Annotated in this window: 12 protein-coding genes; 10 read left to right on the forward strand and 2 right to left on the reverse strand. The window is 53.2% G+C overall.

Annotation, left to right across the window (positions count from 1 at the left end; all coding sequences use genetic code 11):
- The first annotated feature begins 17 nt into the window (after window positions 1–17).
- The 6 genes from ACR0EL_RS10330 to ACR0EL_RS10355 all read left to right on the forward strand — a co-directional run bounded on the left by ACR0EL_RS10330 (window position 18) and on the right by ACR0EL_RS10355 (window position 6,982).
- The gene (locus ACR0EL_RS10330) at window positions 18–1,277 is read left to right on the forward strand and encodes an ABC transporter substrate-binding protein (RefSeq protein ID WP_480499770.1); all 1,260 of its coding nucleotides are present in this window, start codon (window positions 18–20) and stop codon (window positions 1,275–1,277) included.
- Window positions 1,259–2,209: a carbohydrate ABC transporter permease gene (locus tag ACR0EL_RS10335; RefSeq protein ID WP_480499771.1), complete on the forward strand. Its 951-nt coding sequence runs from the start codon at window positions 1,259–1,261 to the stop codon at window positions 2,207–2,209. The genes ACR0EL_RS10330 and ACR0EL_RS10335 overlap by 19 nt, the downstream gene beginning before the upstream one ends.
- Before the next feature lie 10 nt (window positions 2,210–2,219).
- On the forward strand, window positions 2,220–3,062 hold the full coding sequence (locus ACR0EL_RS10340) for a carbohydrate ABC transporter permease (RefSeq protein ID WP_480499772.1): 843 nt from the start codon (window positions 2,220–2,222) through the stop codon (window positions 3,060–3,062).
- A gap of 11 nt (window positions 3,063–3,073) precedes the next feature.
- A complete protein-coding gene (locus tag ACR0EL_RS10345; protein WP_480499773.1) occupies window positions 3,074–4,141 on the forward strand; it encodes an ABC transporter ATP-binding protein in 1,068 nt (355 codons plus the stop codon).
- Window position 4,142: 1 nt separating this feature from the next.
- Window positions 4,143–6,530 (forward strand): transketolase, encoded by a 2,388-nt coding sequence (locus ACR0EL_RS10350; protein ID WP_480499774.1) that lies wholly within the window; start codon window positions 4,143–4,145, stop codon window positions 6,528–6,530.
- Window positions 6,531–6,631: 101 nt separating this feature from the next.
- Window positions 6,632–6,982, forward strand: coding sequence for an AGE family epimerase/isomerase (locus ACR0EL_RS10355; RefSeq protein ID WP_480499775.1), 351 nt, complete (start codon window positions 6,632–6,634; stop codon window positions 6,980–6,982).
- Between the two features lie 7 nt (window positions 6,983–6,989).
- Here ACR0EL_RS10355 and ACR0EL_RS10360 read toward each other — a convergent pair whose 3' ends face one another.
- Window positions 6,990–7,148 carry a hypothetical protein gene (locus ACR0EL_RS10360; RefSeq protein WP_480499776.1) on the reverse strand — a complete coding sequence of 53 codons (159 nt, stop codon included), beginning with the start codon at window positions 7,146–7,148 and terminating at the stop codon, window positions 6,990–6,992.
- A gap of 150 nt (window positions 7,149–7,298) precedes the next feature.
- Here ACR0EL_RS10360 and ACR0EL_RS10365 point away from each other — a divergent pair, with 150 nt between their 5' ends.
- The 4 genes from ACR0EL_RS10365 to ACR0EL_RS10380 all read left to right on the forward strand — a co-directional run bounded on the left by ACR0EL_RS10365 (window position 7,299) and on the right by ACR0EL_RS10380 (window position 17,243).
- A complete protein-coding gene (locus ACR0EL_RS10365; protein ID WP_480499777.1) occupies window positions 7,299–8,771 on the forward strand; it encodes a hypothetical protein in 1,473 nt (490 codons plus the stop codon).
- 166 nt (window positions 8,772–8,937) lie between these two features.
- Entirely contained in the window at window positions 8,938–9,462 is a 525-nt protein-coding gene (locus ACR0EL_RS10370; RefSeq protein WP_480499778.1) for a hypothetical protein, read from the forward strand.
- Between the two features lie 399 nt (window positions 9,463–9,861).
- The gene (locus ACR0EL_RS10375) at window positions 9,862–16,659 is read left to right on the forward strand and encodes an RHS repeat-associated core domain-containing protein (RefSeq protein WP_480499779.1); all 6,798 of its coding nucleotides are present in this window, start codon (window positions 9,862–9,864) and stop codon (window positions 16,657–16,659) included.
- Between the two features lie 5 nt (window positions 16,660–16,664).
- A complete protein-coding gene (locus tag ACR0EL_RS10380) occupies window positions 16,665–17,243 on the forward strand; it encodes a hypothetical protein (protein WP_480499780.1) in 579 nt (192 codons plus the stop codon).
- Between the two features lies 1 nt (window position 17,244).
- On the opposite strand, the gene ACR0EL_RS10385 is transcribed toward ACR0EL_RS10380, so the two are convergent.
- Complete coding sequence (locus ACR0EL_RS10385) at window positions 17,245–18,636, reverse strand: GspE/PulE family protein (RefSeq protein WP_480499781.1); 1,392 nt, start codon at window positions 18,634–18,636, stop codon at window positions 17,245–17,247.
- Window positions 18,637–18,688 lie beyond the last annotated feature (52 nt).

Consider the following 18,688-nt stretch of genomic DNA (forward strand, 5'->3'; position numbering starts at 1 on the left):
ACCAACAGGAGGAAAACATGAAAAAACTATTAGCAGGAATGACAGCTGCTGCCGTGCTCATGGGATCGGCTTCGTATGCCGAAACCACACTGAAGCTGGTTGAGGTGATCACAAGCCCCGAGCGTACCGAGGTGCTGCAGGGGATTGTCGACGAGTTTGAGGCCAACAATCCTGACGTCACGGTTGAGATCGTGTCGCTGCCATGGGGCAGCGCATTTGAAAAACTGGCCACAATGGTGGCGGGTGGAGACATCCCGGATGTGGTTGAAATGCCCGACACGTGGCAGGCTCTCTATGCAGGATCCGACCAACTGGTCAGCCTCAAAGACCATGTAGCCGGATGGGACCACGGGGCAACACTGACCGACAAGACTGTCGCAATGGGCAGCCAAGCGGGTGATCTTTATATGATCCCTTATGGCTTCTACCTGCGGGCGATGTTCTACAACAAGAAACTGCTGGCCGAAGCGGGCGTCGATGCTCCTCCGACAACGATGGAAGAGTTCAAGGCAGCCTCGGCGGCGGTATCCGAGCTTGATGGTAAATACGGGTATTGTTTGCGCGGTGGTCCCGGCGGCACCAATGGCTGGATCATGTTCGCCGCAGCGATGAACGGCACCAACGAATTCTTCACAGAAGATGGCGTCAGCCGCATCAATGAGCCCGGCTCGGTCGAAGGCATCCAGTTCATGATCGACATGTATCAGAACGGATATGCACCCAAGGACAGCGTCAGCTGGGGTTTCAACGAAATCGTGGCTGGTTTCTATTCAGGCACCTGTGCATTCCTTGATCAAGACCCCGACGCTCTGATCGCCATTGCCGAGCGGATGCCAGCAGAGGACTTTGCAGTCATTCCGATGCCGGTTGGACCTTCGGGCAAAGCGTTCCCGACCATTGGTTTTGCAGGCTGGTCGATCTTCAACGCGACCGAGCACGAAGACGAAGCCTTTGACCTGGTCGCAGCTCTGTCCTCGCCAGAGGCCAATGCCACATGGGCTAAACGGGTTGGCGTTATTCCGATCCACAAGGGCGCCGATCAGGACCCGCATTTCCAGACCGAGCAGTTCAAAGGCTGGTTCGAGGAACTGAATGGCGAGCAATATGTGCCGACCACAATGCCAACCAACCTTGAGCAGTGGGGTTATTTTGGCAGCACGCTTCTGCTGGAAACCAGCCAGGAAGCTTTGCTGGGCCAGCGCAGTGCTCAGGACGTCGCGGATGAGTGGGCAGAGTTCCTCACTGACGAGCACGCCAAATGGAAGGCAAACCAGTGATTGCTCGCGCTCAAAAAACTGTCAGGCCCGGGGAAACCCGGGCACGACGCTCGCTCTACCTGCAATATATGGTCGAGCCGTTCTTCTATCTGTCGCCCGCGATCTTTCTTATCGGTGCGGTGATCATGATCCCGCTGATCATCGGAATCTCCTACTCGTTCCAATCCATTGAGCTGTTGAAGCCTTTTGACTCCGGCTGGATCGGGTTGGAAAACTACGTCGATCTCTGGAGTGATCGCAAGTTCTGGATCGCGATGGAGAACACGCTGTTCTGGACTTTCTGGTCGATCACATTCCAATTCTTGCTTGGCCTTGGCCTTGCCATGCTTCTAAACACACAGTTCTTTGGCAAGAAGCTGTTTCAGGCCCTCGTTTTCCTGCCATGGGCCGTCCCGACCTTTCTCTCCGCGCTGACATGGGCGTGGCTATTCAACCCTGTCATCGGTCCGTTGCCGCATTGGCTGGCAGCACTTGGTATTCTGTCAGAGCCTTACAACATTCTTGGTGATCCCAAGCTTGCGATGTGGGGCCCGATCACGGCGAATATCTGGTTCGGCGTGCCGTTTTTTGCCATCACATTGCTGGCGGCGTTGCAATCGATACCCGGTGAGCTTTACGAAGCAGCGGAAGTTGATGGTGCGAGCCCATGGCAGACTTTCACCAAGATCACTTTGCCGTTCCTTGCACCGATGATCGCGATCACCGTGATGCTGCGAACAATCTGGATCGCCAACTTTGCTGATCTGATCTTCGTAATGACTGGCGGTGGGCCCGCCAACTCGACGCAAATTCTGTCGACCTACATCTTCACCACGGCCTTCCGCAAACTGGATTTCGGCTATGCGTCAACCATTGCCGTGGCACTCCTGGTGATCCTTCTGATCTACGCCGTTATTCTGCTTTGGCTTCGCAAGAAGCTGGTCAAGATTTGAGGAGTTGGCCATGTCAGCCGTCAAGAACCCCAACCCCGCATTGATCGTGGGAAAATACGCGGTGCTTGCGTTCTATCTGATCTTTGCGCTGTTCCCGCTTTATTGGTTGCTCAAGATCGGATTGACGCCGGATGCGCTGATCTACTCCGAAGGCACCAGGCTGTTTCCTAGCGAGATCACGTTCTCGAACTTCACGACGGTCATTTTCCAAACTGATTTTGTGGCCTACTTTCGAAACTCACTGGTTGTATCCCTAGGGGCAGCCTTCTTTACCACTCTGTTCGCAGCCGGGGCGGGGTATGCGTTTTCGCGCTTCGTATTTGCGGGCAAACGGATCATCATAGCATTGATGTTGATCACCCAGATGTTCCCGCTACTGATGATCATTGCCCCAATCTACAAGATCGTCGCCGACCTCGGTCTGCTGAATTCGCTGACAAGCCTGATTGTTGTCTACACTGCGTTCAACATCCCCTTTGCAACTTTCCTGATGCAGTCATTCTTTGACGGCATTCCCAAAGATCTGGAAGACGCGGCAATGATGGATGGCTGTTCGCGATTTCAGGCGCTGTGCAAAGTCGTGTTTCCACTGACATTGCCCGGTCTCGGGGCGACGCTTGGATTTGTCTTTACTGCAGCATGGTCAGAGTTGCTATTTGCGCTGATGCTGATTTCGAAGAACGACGCAATGACCTTCCCGGTTGGCCTGTTGACGTTTGTTTCCAAGTTCTCGGTCGATTGGGGGCAAATGATGGCAGCCGGCGTGCTGGCGCTGATCCCAAGCTGTCTCTTCTTCATCTTCATTCAACGCTATCTCGTGCAGGGCCTCACGTCCGGCGCGGTCAAAGGATAGGAGGCCAGATCATGGCAAGTATCGAACTTCGTGACGTTGCAAAACGATATGGATCCGTTGAGGTCCTGCGCAACATCGACCTTGAGATCCAGGATGGTGAGTTCATCGTTCTGGTGGGTCCTTCGGGCTGCGGCAAGTCCACACTGCTACGCATGATTGCCGGTCTTGAGCCGATATCAAACGGCGATTTCCTGATTGATGGCGAGCGTATGAACGATGTGAGACCAAGGGATCGGGACATCGCGATGGTGTTCCAATCCTACGCTCTTTATCCGCATATGGATGTCGCGCGGAATATGGGATTCTCGATGGAAATCCGCAAAGATCCGGCAGCGGAACGCAAATCAAAGGTCGCTCAGGCGGCGGAAACTTTGGGCCTATCCAATCTGACGGATCGCCTGCCCAAGGCCCTTTCGGGCGGACAACGTCAGCGGGTTGCCATGGGCAGAGCCATCATCCGTGATCCGCAGGCCTTCCTGTTTGACGAGCCTCTGTCAAATCTCGACGCGGCGCTGCGAGTCGAGATGCGGTTGGAGATAGCGCGGCTACATCAAAAACTTAGCGCAACCATGATCTACGTGACACATGATCAGGTTGAGGCTTTGACGCTGGCAGACAGGATCGTTGTTCTGAACGGTGGTGATATTCAACAGGTCGGCAGCCCGTTGGAACTTTACGAACGTCCGGCCAACAAATTTGTTGCGCAGTTCATCGGCTCACCCACCATGAATGTCGTGCCTGTCACTGGAACCGATACAGGTGTGACCGCCGGAAATGGAGCCGAAATCGAACTTCCTGATCAATTTCTTACTGCACAGGCGAAAGAGCTGGGCATAAGACCAGAGCATATTGATGTCGTGGACAATGGCACAGGTGATCTTTCGGCCGTGGCTGATGTTGTTGAACATCTGGGCTCGGACACGAACATCTATGCCAACGTCGAAGGCATTGGGTCAATGATGGTGCGCAAACATGGCAATATCCCCGTAAAGTCTGGCGAACAGCTTGGTCTGCGCATTCAGACGGAAAACGCGCATCTTTTTGCCAAGGACGGCAAAGCGTTGCGACAGGTCGCTTGAGATGACAAACGAAATTGAAATTCGGGCAGCGCTTGAGAAAAAGACGCTCTGGCTGTCATCGTGGATGATCCACAATGCCAACAACATTCGTGCCAAAGGCAGGATCAAGGTGGGTGGCCATCAGGCATCATCGGCTTCGATGAATGCGATATTGAACGCGCTTTATTTCCATGTGCTGCGACCCGAGGATCGCGTTGCAGTCAAACCGCACGCGAGCCCGGTGTTCCATGCGATCCAGTATCTTCTTGGAAACCAGAGCCTGCAGCAGATGCAGGATTTCCGCGGCCTTGGAGGCGCACAACCCTATCCATCGCGCACCAAGGACAAGGATGATGTCGACTTCTCGACCGGGTCGGTCGGGATGGGTGTTGCAATGACGGCGTTTGCCAGCCTGACGCAGGACTATCTGGCCGGTCACGGATGGCTCAACCAGCCCAAAGGCCGAATGATTGCGTTGGTTGGCGATGCTGAGCTGGACGAAGGCAATATCTATGAGGCGCTTCTCGAAGGCGCCAAACACGACCTGCGCAATTGCTGGTGGGTCATCGACTATAACCGGCAATCGCTTGATGGCGTCGTCACCGAAGGTTTGAACGCAAGGTTCCGCGATATATTCCTCGCCTGCGGGTGGGAGGTGATCGAACTGAAATACGGCTCGCTCATGCAAGCCGCTTTCAAGCGACCCGGCGGAGAGTATTTGCGCGATTGGATCGATAGCTGTGAAAATGCGCTTTATTCAGCTTTGACGTTCAAAGGTGGTGCTGCATGGCGCGCACAACTGGAGCAGGATTTCACCGCCAATAACGAGGCGCTGGCGCTGGTGGCGGATCATGATGACGAGGCACTTGCGCAACTGATGGGCAATCTGGCGGGGCATGATGCGGTACTGATGTCCGAGACGATGAAGGCCATCGATCATGATCGCCCGGTTTGTTTTATCTGCTACACGGTGAAAGGTCACGGGCTGCCCCTTGCTGGACATAAGGACAATCACGCCGGGATCATGACCACGGCGCAGATTGAAGGTCTGCGAGATGATTTGGGGATAGATGCGGGCCGTGAATGGGAACGCTTTGCGGGCATCGGTGTTGACCAAGAAGACGTTAAGGCGTTTCTGAATAATGTCCCGTTTAACGCAAAGGGACCCCGCCGCCATACCGCTACCCCGATCAGGGTTGATGAAATGGCCCGGCCAAGGATCAAAAACGTTGCCTCCACCCAGGAAGCGTTTGGGCAGATTTTGTCGGCGATCGCCAGTGAAGCTCCGGCACTTGCCGAGCGAATTGTCACCACATCACCTGATGTCTCGGTCTCGACCAATCTGGGGCCTTGGATCAACAAGACGGGCCTGTTTGCAAAAGCTGAGCAAAGCGATGTGTTTCGCGATCAGGAAATCCCTTCGACGCAAAAGTGGCGCAGGCATAGGGACGGGCGGCATATCGAACTTGGCATCGCTGAGAACAACCTGTTCACGTTCTTGGGCGCGCTTGGTCTGTCCCATTCATTGTTTGGCGAGCGGTTGTTTCCAGTCGGAACAGTCTATGATCCGTTTATTTGCCGCGGGCTCGATGCCCTGAACTATGCCTGTTATCAGGATGCGCGGTTCATGCTGGCAGCAACCCCCTCTGGCGTATCGCTTAGCCACGAGGGCGGTGCGCACCAGTCCATTTCGACTCCTTTGATCGGTATGGCACAGGATGGGCTTGCAACGTTCGAGCCTGCTTATGCGGACGAACTTAACGTGATCATGCGTTGGGGGTTCGAATATATGCAACGGGAAGGGGCAGCATTTCAGGCCGAGCAGAATTGGCTGCGCGACGAGAAGGGTGGATCCTTGTATCTGCGCCTATCCACAGTACCGCAGGAACAGATCGGGCGCGAAATGACCGGTGACCTTGCGCAAGACGTGATCGCAGGCGGGTACTGGATGAGACCCCCAACCGCAACAAGCGCGGTCGTGCTGGCCTACACAGGTGTTGTCGCGCCTGAGGCCATTCAGGCGGCAGGACTACTATCCGATGATGTTCGGGACGTTGCTGTATTGGCTGTGACATCCGCAGATCGGCTGAACGCAGGATGGCAGGCTGCAGAGCGCGCCCGACAACGCGGCGATCATACGGCGCTTTCACATATCGAGAAACTGTTCGCCAATGTGCCGCGTGACGCTGGATTGGTGACCGTTGCCGATGGCCATCCGGCGGGTCTCAGCTGGCTTGGTGGCGTGCACGGGCACCGCACTAAATCTCTGGGTGTGGAGCATTTTGGACAGGCTGCAACAGTGGAAGACACCTATCATCTGCATGGAATTGACGTGAACGCAATTCTGCATGCGGCGCGAGCGTTGTTGCCAGGGCGCGGTGCACGCTACATCACACCCCTCGCAGGATAAAAAAGATGATCAAAGACCAACCTCTGCCTCTCGGTGCGCATTCCGAGCCTGGGTTTTGGCTTGAAACCTCCAATCACCGCAAATGGTTGATGGATGAGGCCATGCGGCAGCTTGAGTTCTTCAGCGCGAGTTGCCGAAACGGGCCTGGATTCTTCATCCTTGGTCATGATGGCAGCCCATTGCCTGGTGAGCTTCAGGAGCTGCACACGACGACGCGTCTGATTCATTCCTATGCATTGGGGCATCTTGCAGGTTTTCAGGGCGCTGAACAGATCATTGATCACGGCATGGCATATCTCGAAAGTCATCACAAAGATCGGGACCATGGTGGATACCTCTGGGCACTGGAAGGAGATTGGATCAAGGATGATCGAAAGCTTGCCTACGGGCATGTCTTTGTTCTTCTTGCTTCTGCAAGCGCGAAGCTGGCGGGTCACGGTTCATTTTCATGAGACCTGTCTAATGATCACTACAGGCGGCGATCCAGGCGTACAGTGCAGACAGACCCCCGGCCAAAATCGCGCTATCAATCAGTTGCACTGAGTAAACCGCATATACGGCGGACACCGAGTAATACCCGAAATTCGCCTTTTCATAAAAGCTTGGTTTCTTATGCATCGAGGCCTCCCCTGTGTGTTCTAAGGTTGAGGACCTTGTTCGCACTTATTGGCGATTTTTCGAACCAACCATCTGAGCGTTCATACAAGTCGCGTGACGTGAATCTCCAAGTGGGTTATCATTATCGTTGCGTTTTCAATGGATTAAAAAATGACAGAAATCCCAAAATCTGTTCCGTGGTTTGCCGAAGCGCTTAAGGACGCCATGTCGAAGAGTACTACTTCAAAGGAGTGTATTGATGAGGACAAGTGGACAGGCGAGAGCCTCTCCTATTACATTAAAGTTTCGGCAAATACCTTTTCCGCGTGGCGTAATGGCACTCTCCCGCAAGGGGAAAACTATACTAAGCTCCTAAATGCCTTAGCCCCGGAGGGCGGCGCGAAGGCAAACAAAGTCCTTAGAAATAAGCTTGAGTTTGCATACAAGCGATCGGCCGCCGACAACAAAAAACTTGTCGAGATTGAAAAAGAATTTGAACGAAAAATCTACTCTCGACTTGATCTCTGGAACGCAATCAATCGGCTTATAGAACCCGAGTTTAGCCTATTGTCCAGGGGTAGCTCTGAAAGCTGTATTCTTAACGGATTCAAAGATGACGAGCTTCGCCTGCGACAGTCTAACCAGAGCTTCTTCATCGCTCCTACAGACCAGCTTCTCGAAGCTTCAATGAAGGGGATCTCTCGCTATGAAGTAAACAGCGAGGATGATGTTTTCTTCGATGGGACTGTAGACAAAGACGGCCCATTTGAAACAGGTGTTGTTAGTGAACTGATTGAACGCCATAGGATAGAGGTTTCCAATCAAGTTCTCCGGTCTTTGGCATCTCCTAGAGATTCCAAAAAGCCCTATAACAAAAAGAAGTTTGGCGTTTGGTCTGTGACAGAGTTTGTCCCAGCAGACCGAAAGGAAACCAACGCCTGTGAAATCTCCATGTACAATACTGATTTTTTCACGAAGTCAGTTATGCAGCGCGTGTTCAAGCAGCTACAAGCAGAGCAACCCGAAGCGTTTGAAAACTTGGGGGACTATCCCGTCCTTACAAAAGGAACAGATAGATTTCACATGCCTCACTTTGCACCATCATTAGGTTTAAACTGTTTCGTGATTTCGTTGGCAGAAAATCATAGGCCAGAAATTGTACTCTCGAAAACGAAGAACTCGACATCGAATGTCAGTCAGCACGACAAGTACCATGTGGCAATGAATGAAGGGATTGTACAAGAGGACCTGGAGCTTGGATCTGACGCCGTAGACTTCACAAAACTCATTCAACGAGGCCTGTCAGAAGAAGTTGGCAGAATAGAGTTCTCCGGATTGGAGTACTATCTCACAGATGTGTTTCTTGATGTACCGTCGGGTGAAACAGCTATCCTCGCTGTCGCCACAGTGGCTGAGAGTGTGGCAGAGCTTAACAGTATTAGAAACGCTTCTGCGAGAGACAAAGATCGTGAGTCCCAGGGGAGTTTAGTTGGAGTACCTTGCAGTAGGGCAGACATAGTCGAATTTGTTTTGGACCAGCCTCAATCGATCCGCAGCTTTACAAGCTATTTTCCGGGTATGCTAAATTCACTAATGTTGCGAGCTGCATTCTCTAAGTTGGCCCTGAAGCAAAGAAGGCCCTAGGGTGGTTTTTATCAAAGTAGGCTCGGCAGCAGTCTGGCCGGAAGAGTAAATAACTCTATTGCCGCTCTCGGCAAATTCGAGAAACCCCCTCAAAATTCCCTGTTTTTCTCCAATTTTTCATCTGCCAATGATTCGCCAAGAGCAAACAGCCAAAAGGGGCGAGCAGGTGTATATTGCGACAGAGAAAGCTTTCAAAAGATCAGCAGAAGACCGCACAGACGGGGCTTTGATGCTCCTTGAAACGTTCAATCGAAACAGTGTTGGTGAGAACGATGGTGCATCTCGCTTCATCTATGATCTCTACAACCTCGCATATGCTTTTTTTCAAATTCGAACGATGATGGCAAAGTGCCCCGAGAGTGTTCCTCGAGACAGTCTGCTTAGAAAGGAAGTTTCAAGAGCTAGAAGAAACATTCTAGCTAGATACCCGCGGCTTCTGAACGAGCGTATCGTCAACGAGGGGTTCAACGCGTTGGAATCGCTTTTTGACCTAACTGTGAGCTCTGATTGCCGAGAGCAAGGCAAGGCTCGGCTGCGGGCGTTGGCAGTGTCTCACTTCTTTCAGAACACGCTTCACAATGTTTATGTTGGGTCGCGGTTCGGATTGTTGGACATCGATCGCTTATTGGAGAAATACGAAACTGCGCCGGTGCCAGCAACCCATAGTCCCACCCAGAGGTTGTTGATCTGAGGCGACCGAACAGTCAGGTCGCTTCTCGACTTTGGTAGCGACCAGCCCTTATTTGGTGTGCCTCGGAAACAGCACTGGGACTACAACGACCGACAGAGGACGATGGGCCTGACGAAACCATTTTTTCAAAAAAATGGATCCTTTCCGTGCGACTTGAGGAGTCTCGAAGGTTAGAAAAAGCCTGAAAGGCATTAGCCTGATCAGTCGTGAATCCAAACCGGGTGCAAACTCAATGATAACTTACAGAAGTCATCGATCACATCCGTCTCTCGAGACGCCACACCAATAGTCTGTGGTTAACTTTCAATTTGTACGTGTTGAGAAGACTTAATAAATTAACTTGACCGCTAAGATAGAACGCTCAATAAAAACAGAGACTTGAAGTTTCGGGGTAAGTAGTTGTTTAGAGCATTTTGGGGCGCTTTTTTCGGCGTCGTTGGCCTGATCGTCGCGGGAGTGACTCAGGCTCAGGTTGAAGGCGAATTTGCGGGAGTATCTCCGCCAGAAGCCAATGTAGCACAGAGTGTTTTGTCAGATGGGAGTTTCCGATACTCGATTCCGATTGAGGTTCCGGAGTTCCATGGGTTGGAACCCAACCTGGATCTTAAATACGCCTCCAGCTTCAACGGGCATGGCACGCCAGATGCCGTTGTGGGTGCTGGATGGAGGCTGAGCGCTCTGTCTTCGATCGAGCGGGTGTCATACGGCGGAGGGCTTCCAGCGTTCGATTTCGAACGAGACAATTTTCGATTGGATGGACAGGACTTGTTGCTGTGCGACGATGCCGTTGCAACAAACAAGATTGCGTTTCCATACCCGGCACAACGCAAGACAACGTACGCCAGCGCCAGTTGTTCCGCTGGCGGTCATTTTGCGACTTACACTGAAAACTATGCAAAGATTCAGCTAGATCAGACGCTGAACGAGTTTCATGTATTCCGAAAGAACGGGACAAAACTAGTCTATCGGAGCCAGAAAGTTGTTTTGGGGGTGCAGACTGTCCCTGGAACAGCAGAATTCAATCATCTTGATCTAGGCAGGTACTTGCTTTCCACGGTGACCGACGTCAACGGAAATACGGTCCGCTATTCATACCATCATGCCGCCGCTGGCGATCTATATGCGCCGCGACTGAGAAAGATCACCTATGAATTGCCCGATGGCACCGTTGTCTATGCCGTTTCTCTGGACTACGACGCCACGCCTTGGGGCATCGCGAAGCCGCACTATGCGACTGGTACGCACTTATTTGGACGACAACCATTTAGACTTAGAGCCATTCGCGTGTACCGAGGCGACGCAACCACGCAAATTAGGGCCTATAGTCTGAACTACACTACGTCCGCACAATCAAAAATTAGCCTTCTGCAGGAAGTACAACAATTTGGCTCAGATTTTGAGTTTGACCCAGCGAGTGCTGCGAATGGCTACATAACTTCAGGCAGCCAACTAGCTGCACCCTACACATTCAACTATACACCGGACAATTTTCTTCTAGTTAAGACTACCGGTGGCGCTGATGAGTTTTCCGAGATCGTTTCCGTGTTGGACGTGGATCAGAATGGGCGGCAGGAAGTTCTGGTCAAAACGGGACCGCAGCGTAAGGATCTCAGAGCGTTTGAATTTTATGCCAACCGAACACCGACGATCAAGCCGCTGGCATCTGGTTTGCAGAACCTCTACGCCAACAACGTTGGTTATCCAACGAGTGAGAGCAAGGCACATGGGAACATCATCGATACCATCTCAGGTTATGATCCCACGTCTGGTCAGACATTCTTTCAATACCATCATTACACTAGAAGACAGTTTGATAGAGATGACCCATACACCACTCGTGTTACCAAACGGGCGATAAGGGGCGTCACACCCGAGACGCCTGACGCAACCTATCCGGTCGGCTGGAACCTGCGATTTTTGGGCAACTTCGACCGCGACCCGGGACTGGAGGCCATCGTAGATCAGAGCCTTGTCCAGATCGAGTATGGCGGAAATCTTCGTGCAGGACAGACCCATGGGAACATTGACGGAGATTTTGCGGCCGATATTGACGGTGATGGGCAGGACGAAATCTTTGGGCGGCTACAGATCTCCAGAAAGGTTGGGCACGGCAAGCATGCTGAGACACAAGTATCTGCTCCCGAAAATTGGAACTACTATGACCCCAATAGTCACGGATGGTTCAGAGAATTTATCGCTCCCAACCCGCTCAGACATTATCCAGCTAACAGCCTGATGGATTTTGGGGATGTGAATGGGGATGGCGCTCAGGATCTTGTGGTGCTGCGTCCAAACGGCACCCACGGACCCGGAAGAGTTTTTGTTCATCTATCCAACGGGGTCTTTTTTAACACCTTGGCCGAGACCTGGTACTCGTTTCACGCTCACGAGGACCTCAAAAGTGCCAGCCTTCAGGTGCGCGATATGAATGGAGATGGTCTGGGTGATGTGGTCGTTACACATCAGTGCCAAACGAGTATCGCGACTTGTACAGCAGGCCAGTTTGAAGCTCTTCCCCTTCTTTCTGCCGGGTACTTTTTTGAGCGGGTCTATATCGGGCCTGCAAATACATTATATAGCACAAATGGTTCCAAGCGTGGTGTTGTAGCGGATGTTGATGGGGATGGGATCGGCGACATTGTTGGCAAAGAAGGCAATGTGCATCTTTTTGGAGTTTACGGCGCCAAGAACCTTTTGCAGTCGGTCACTGAGCCATTGGGTGGTGTTTTGTCTGTAGTGTACGCGCCTTCTGCGCATTTCAATGACAACAAGGTTCCGCGGTCTTATCCGGTTGTGTGGAAGATCACACGTTCTGATGGGGCGGGCGGTGCGGACCGGGTGACGGACTATTCTTATGTCAGCAACCGGTTTGACTATGAGCGTCGGCAGACGGTCGGGTTCCGGACCATTACTGCTACGCTTCCGGCGATTGAGGGTGAAAGTGCCCGGCCGCAGTTGGTCACGGTTTATGAGCAAAACGTATCAGGGGGCCGCTCTGATGCGGCGCTGAAAGGGCGTGTCAAATCGCGGACGTTGATCCGGGACGGGGTGACCTGGTGGCAGGAGATCAATGACTGGTCCTCCTCGGGCCTGGCGGGTTTGCCGCATAATGCCTGGAAGACCAAAACACGCAAAAAGACACGCAACGGAGACACGCTGGACGAGCGTACAACTGAGTACGAATATGACACCTATGGGAACCGTACAGAAGTTCGGGAATTGGGTTATGCGGGTGTAGAAGACGACCGGACCAGATGGTTTGCCTATTCGCAAAATCTGACTGACTACATTGTTAACACGCCGCAGCATGAGATCATTGCGCCCGGAACAACATATCCGACCGATGACGCGAGCCGGCTTGCTGCAACATTCTATCTTTATGATGATGCTCTGGCGCCTCAGCCCCCGACAAAGGGCCACCTTACGACGCTACGGCGCTGGCGCCGCGGCGTTGGTGGGGCAGCCTCCTACGCTCAGACGGTTGGCACTTATACATATGACGGTTTTGGCAATGTTCTGAGCGAGACGGATGCGAAGGGCCGAACGAACACGCATACCTATGATGTGACTGGCCTGTTCCTGACTTCCACCATCAATGCGGCAGGCCATACGGCCAGCACGCAATGGGATCTTGGATGTCAGGAGCCTGTTTCGGCGACGGGTACCAACGGGTTGGTGACCGCGACCTCTCTGGATGTGCATTGCCGCCAGGTGCAGACGCGCAGCCCCAACGGGCATGAGGTGAACTGGTCCTACAATTCCTTTGGTGATGCGACGGCCCAATATGTCGAGACACGGGCCGCGTCTGCCGATACGGCAGGAACGGACACGGTGTCCCGGCAGTACTTCAATGGCTTTGGTGAGGTGTATAAGGAGACCTCAAGCGGTAAGACCGATCAGATCGACGACGCGATTGTTAGCCTGCACGGGTTTGACGCGCGGGGCAATACGGCCTGGACCAGCATCCCGCTCAGTTGGGCAGAGGCTGCGACAAATACCGTCGCCGACACTCAGCGAGTGCGTTTCAGCTATGACACGCTTGACCGCGTCACACGGACAACCGCACCAGATGAGACCTACTCAACGCGAGAGTATGGTGAAACCAACTCAATGGTTAGCTATCGGACAGGGCAGACCGGCAGCTTCCCGTTTGTGGATCATTGGGACGCGCATTGCTTTGACGACGACGCATCGACAGTCTGCAGTCAAACAAGGAACGTGTTTAACGCTCGTGGAAACGCTATCCAATCAATGGTAGCGGCTCACACGAATGATGGTCCAGAATATGTTTTTACGACATCATCTACCGACGGCCAGCTATATTGTAACGGGTCCGGGCGTTCTGTCCCTGTAGACAGCGAAGAAACCTGCAACAAGCTTTCCATTCTAGCCGAGATACCAACAACCACTGGCGAACTCGAAGTTCAGCAATGTGCGGGCGTTCCAGATTGTATCGAGATGGTTCTGATCCAAAATGGTCAGACGCAGGCTGTTGATGTTAGCTTTCTGGTAAATGCCAACATCGACATCACCAATGCACTCGTGCGAGGCGGCAGTAGTGCGCCAGGAACGGTCACTTATCAGGGCAGCACGCTCGGTGTTGGCTCATCCTACGTGACCATCCCCGATATCGCGACGACTGAAGGTACACAGCAAACAGTTTCCGTTTATAAGAGTAACGGTACCATCAGAGAACCTGCATCGGGTAGTTTGATAGATGCAAATCACTATTGGGTTGCGGGCAATTTGCGTTGGGGTTCCGGAAACTGGACCACCGCTGTTAATGCTACCAGCTACCATGCCTCTGATGGATGGACTTATCATTCAAAACACTGTGTTGGGATGTGTCTTGACCCTAGTGTTTGGAGAACGCGCTTAGATGCCTCGGGAAACAGCAGCGTCTTTATCCAGCTGCATTTCAACCAAACAGCTTTGAATCAGGCTTCCAGCTGGGAGACCACAGAGTTCGCCTACGACCTACTGGACCGTTTGATTGGTGTTCAGGATCCCGGTGGCGCCACTTGGGCCTATACCTATGACGCTGTGGGCAACCGGCTGACGGCGGATGATCCAGGGCTGGGTCTCTGGACCCTATCTTATGATGAGACGGACAATCTGGTCTCGCAGGTGGATGCCAAGGGTCAGACCATTGCCTATACCTATGATCAGCTGGATCGGGTGCTGACCAAAACGGTCAGCGGCCCGGGCCTGACCAGCGTCATGACCCAGCACAGCTATGACCAGCTCCGAGGTGGATACCACAATATCGGCATGCTCACCGGGGTTTCGATCGCGGGCACCCATGGGATCGAATATGATTACAACAATCAGGGTCTGCTGGCTGAGGAACGGCATGAGATTGATGGCCGGACCTATCAGCTGCAAACCGAATATGCCGCCAATGGGATTGCCCTGCGCCGCACGCTGCCCGACACTCCGGGGGCCGTGACGACCAGCTGGACCGACGCGTTCTCTTACGACGCGGCCAACCGGCTGACGGGCTTTGGCCCGCATATCACCGGCGTGACCTATGATCTGCGCAGCAACCCGGTCGAGATCACCTATGGCAATGGGTTGCGCACGGTGAATGAGTTCTCGCGCAGCCGCGGCTGGATGGACCGGACCGAGGTGCGCGACACCACCGGGCTGGCCATGGCCAAAACCCAATATGTGCGCTCGGCCACCGGCCGTGTGGCACAGCAATGGACCACGCGGGACGAAGGCAATCTGGACTATGCCTATGACTATGCGGGTCGTCTGACCACGGTCGCCAACCGCAATGGTGTCACCGCCTATGATCAGGCCTTCACCTATGACAGCGCGGGCAACATGACGTCGAACAGCCATCTGGGGGCCTATGCCTACCAGCCCGGCACCCATCGCCCGACCACTGTGGCGGGGCAGAGCTTTAGCTATGACCCCAATGGCAACATGCTGCAGGGTCTGCATGGCAAGGTGATGACCTATGATGGTGAGAACCGCCCGTTGAGCGTGACTTATGCAGGTCAGACCACCTCTTATGTCTATGGCGCCGATGGTACGCGGCTGAAGCGCACCGACAAGACCGGCCAGCCGGATGAGACGGTCACGGTCACTTTCGGCGATGTCGAGATCCGCAACTTCGGGCAGGGCACGGCGGAAGAGATCGTCACCTACCCGCACTCGGATGTGCGTCTGGTCAATGGCACGGCCAGCTACATGCACCGCGACCAGCTGAACTCAGTCCGCCTGATCACCGGCACTGACGGGGCTGAGGACAAGCGCACCATTTACCAGCCCTTCGGGAAGGCCCAGGACTGGACCTCAGACCTGATCGCCGCGCCCGAAACCAAGGGCTATATCGGAGAACGCTTCGACGCGGGCGCAGGTCTGCAATACCTCAACGCAAGATACTACGACCCCGAACTCTCCATGTTCATCCAACCCGACTGGTTCGAAGTCACACAACCAGGCGTCGGAACAAACAGGTACAGCTATTCCTTCAATGATCCTGTCAACCTCTCCGATCCATCAGGTAATGCGATTGACAGAGCGGGGTCGCTAAGATCAGATAGCATCGACGAAGGTGGTGACGGAAGAGGCTCTACACACAACGACAACCAACCAGATGGAGTTGAAGTGGCTGGACCAGCAGGTGCAGCAGGAAAGGCGCTACGCGAACTAACTGAAGCACAAAAGAAGAAGGCTCTCAAAGGAAAGCTAGCGTATGCGCGGAAACTGGCCGTTGATACCGCCTGGAAAATGGAGCAACAGATGGTTGCAGCTGGTTATCCAGGATCTCGGGCTTGGAATAGCACGCAAAGAAAAGAACTTTTGGAGACCGGAAAAGTCTCTGGATACGATGGTCATCATATAAACACTGTCAATGGGAACTTATCACAAGCGGCGGACCCAAGTAACATTCGGTTTCTAACCAAGGCTGAACATAAAGCGACACATGGCGCTGCTGGCGGGTATAGAACGCCAATTTCCGGGAAGGAAGGTATTGACCGAACGCTGGATGGAGCGCTACCGGATCTTACAACTGACTACTCGAAGAACTGGTCTGAAACAGTCAGGGAATATGGTCTTGGTGCCTTATCAGGAATAGGTGTCGGGCTCGAAGTAATCGACCAGTTTGATCCTTACTTTGGCCCAAACGGGTTCTTCGGAGCCAGCCCAGTTGGTTGTGGTACGTTAGACTGTATTGGTGGCTAATGAGTATGAGCAATAATCTAGAACAGGCCGTTGTCAGAGGGCTAGGAGAAGCCTTGATCAGAGACTTGGTAAAAACTCAGCTTGGGTGGGTTTGTGGCAAGAATGATGATTTGGCCAAAGGTCCAAAGTATTTGGTCGCGTTCAATTACCCAACCGAAATCGACGAAATAGAGTTCATTACGCAATATACTCGAGAGGCAAAGACAGATGTCGTCAGACAATTCTACAGATGCTGTAATGGCATGAGAGTGTTTGATACTAGGTTTGTAGTTCCAGGTGTGCGTTTGATGTCACCCAAGCATTCAGGACTGGATTTTTTTAACATACCACTTGGTTTTGATACTCTGGGGGGAATTCTACTTCCGTCTTGCTCGCCGGAGAACGGATTCTTGATTGGTTCGAGCCACGTATACGGTGCCAGCTGTGAGCCAAAAACAAAATACGATATCCTTAACTCTAAAGGTTGTATTTTGAGTGGGTATTTTGATGAGTCCGGTGTTGTGTCAGAGTCTTTTGAGGAGCTTGAATCTTGGTTAGAGACACGTGTAACCCAAGCTAAGGAAAACTTCGAAGAGTACGCGTAGTCTACATCTTGAGTCTTGTATGCAATCTTCGTGAACCTCTGTCCGCATTCTCCAACCGCTGCCCCAACACCCCACGCAACACATCCTTCACCACATACTCCGGCACGCCCAAATCCACCAACCGCGTCACCGCACCTTCGGGCGTGTTCGTGTGCAAGGTCGACAACACCATCCGCCCCACCAGAGCCGCCCGGCAGGCAATCTCCGCCGTCTCCTCATCCCGGATTTCCCCCACCATCAGCACATTCGGGTCCTGACGCAAAAACGACCGTAAGGTGCGGGCGAAGGTTAGCCCAATCTCCTCATGCACCTGAACCTGTTCGACGCCGGGGAGGTTGTATTCAATCGGGTCTTCCACCGTTAGGATCTTGCGCCCTTCCTCATTCAGATGCGCCAGAGCAGTATAGAGCGTTGTTGTCTTCCCCGACCCGGTCGGGCCGGTCACCAGAAACAACCCGTTTGGCTGTTCGATAATCTCAATGATCTGCTGTGTGGTTTCTGCGTCGAAGCCCAGCTTGTCCCAACCTAACCGCAAGGCATTGGGGTCCAGCACCCGGCACACGATACTTTCCCCAAAACTGGTCGGTACGGAAGACACCCGAAAATCCACCTTCCGCCCGGCCATGGTCGCTGTGATCCGCCCATCCTGTGGCAATCTGCGTTCCGATACGTTCATGCCCGACATCACTTTGAGCCGCGCGAGAATAGAAGCCACGCTGAGGGACCGGTCCACAGGGTGCTTCCGCAATATGCCGTTCACCCGCAGCCGAATGCGCAACCCGTCTTCCTGCACCTCGAAATGAAGATCAGACGCCCCGATCGCGACCGCTTCGTTCAGAATCTCGGCCACAAACCGGATCACCGGCCCATCGGCATTGCCTCGCCTGAGTGTTTCCTGGTCGAGCAGCAGCCTCTCATCCGAGACTTCTGAACTATCTTGAGCGTCATCGAGGGTTGCGAGCAACTTTCGAATGGCTCTTGTCGGCGCAACCACAATCTCGGGCGGTGTATTCAGAAAAAAAGCAAGCTCAGTGGTCAACGCCTCATTCGCCGGATCACACGACAACACGTATCGCTTCTTTGAGGTGTCGATGATCGGCGCGATGAGTTTGGACTGGCAATAAGAGAGGGACAGCAGGTCTATTGAAGTTGTATCCGGCGAGTATTCTCCAAGTTCGCTAAGGTGAGTGATGTTCTGCGATTTGGCCAGGTGTTTGAGCAGGTCCTCCTCATCCATCAAGCCAAGTTTCAGGATCGCCCGATCGACAGTAATTCCCTCGGCTTCCGCGACCGCTCTGGCACGGGACGCCGCCGTTTGATCAATGGATTTTGAGGCAAGAAGTGCGTCAACTATGGACACAGTGCAACTATCTGCCCCTGTCTTTAAAGACATCTTGGACCCCTCTTGGCCTTCATACTATAAGTTGTACAGTTTTTACGACGCT

The organism is Ruegeria sp. AH12 (assembly GCF_056541465.1).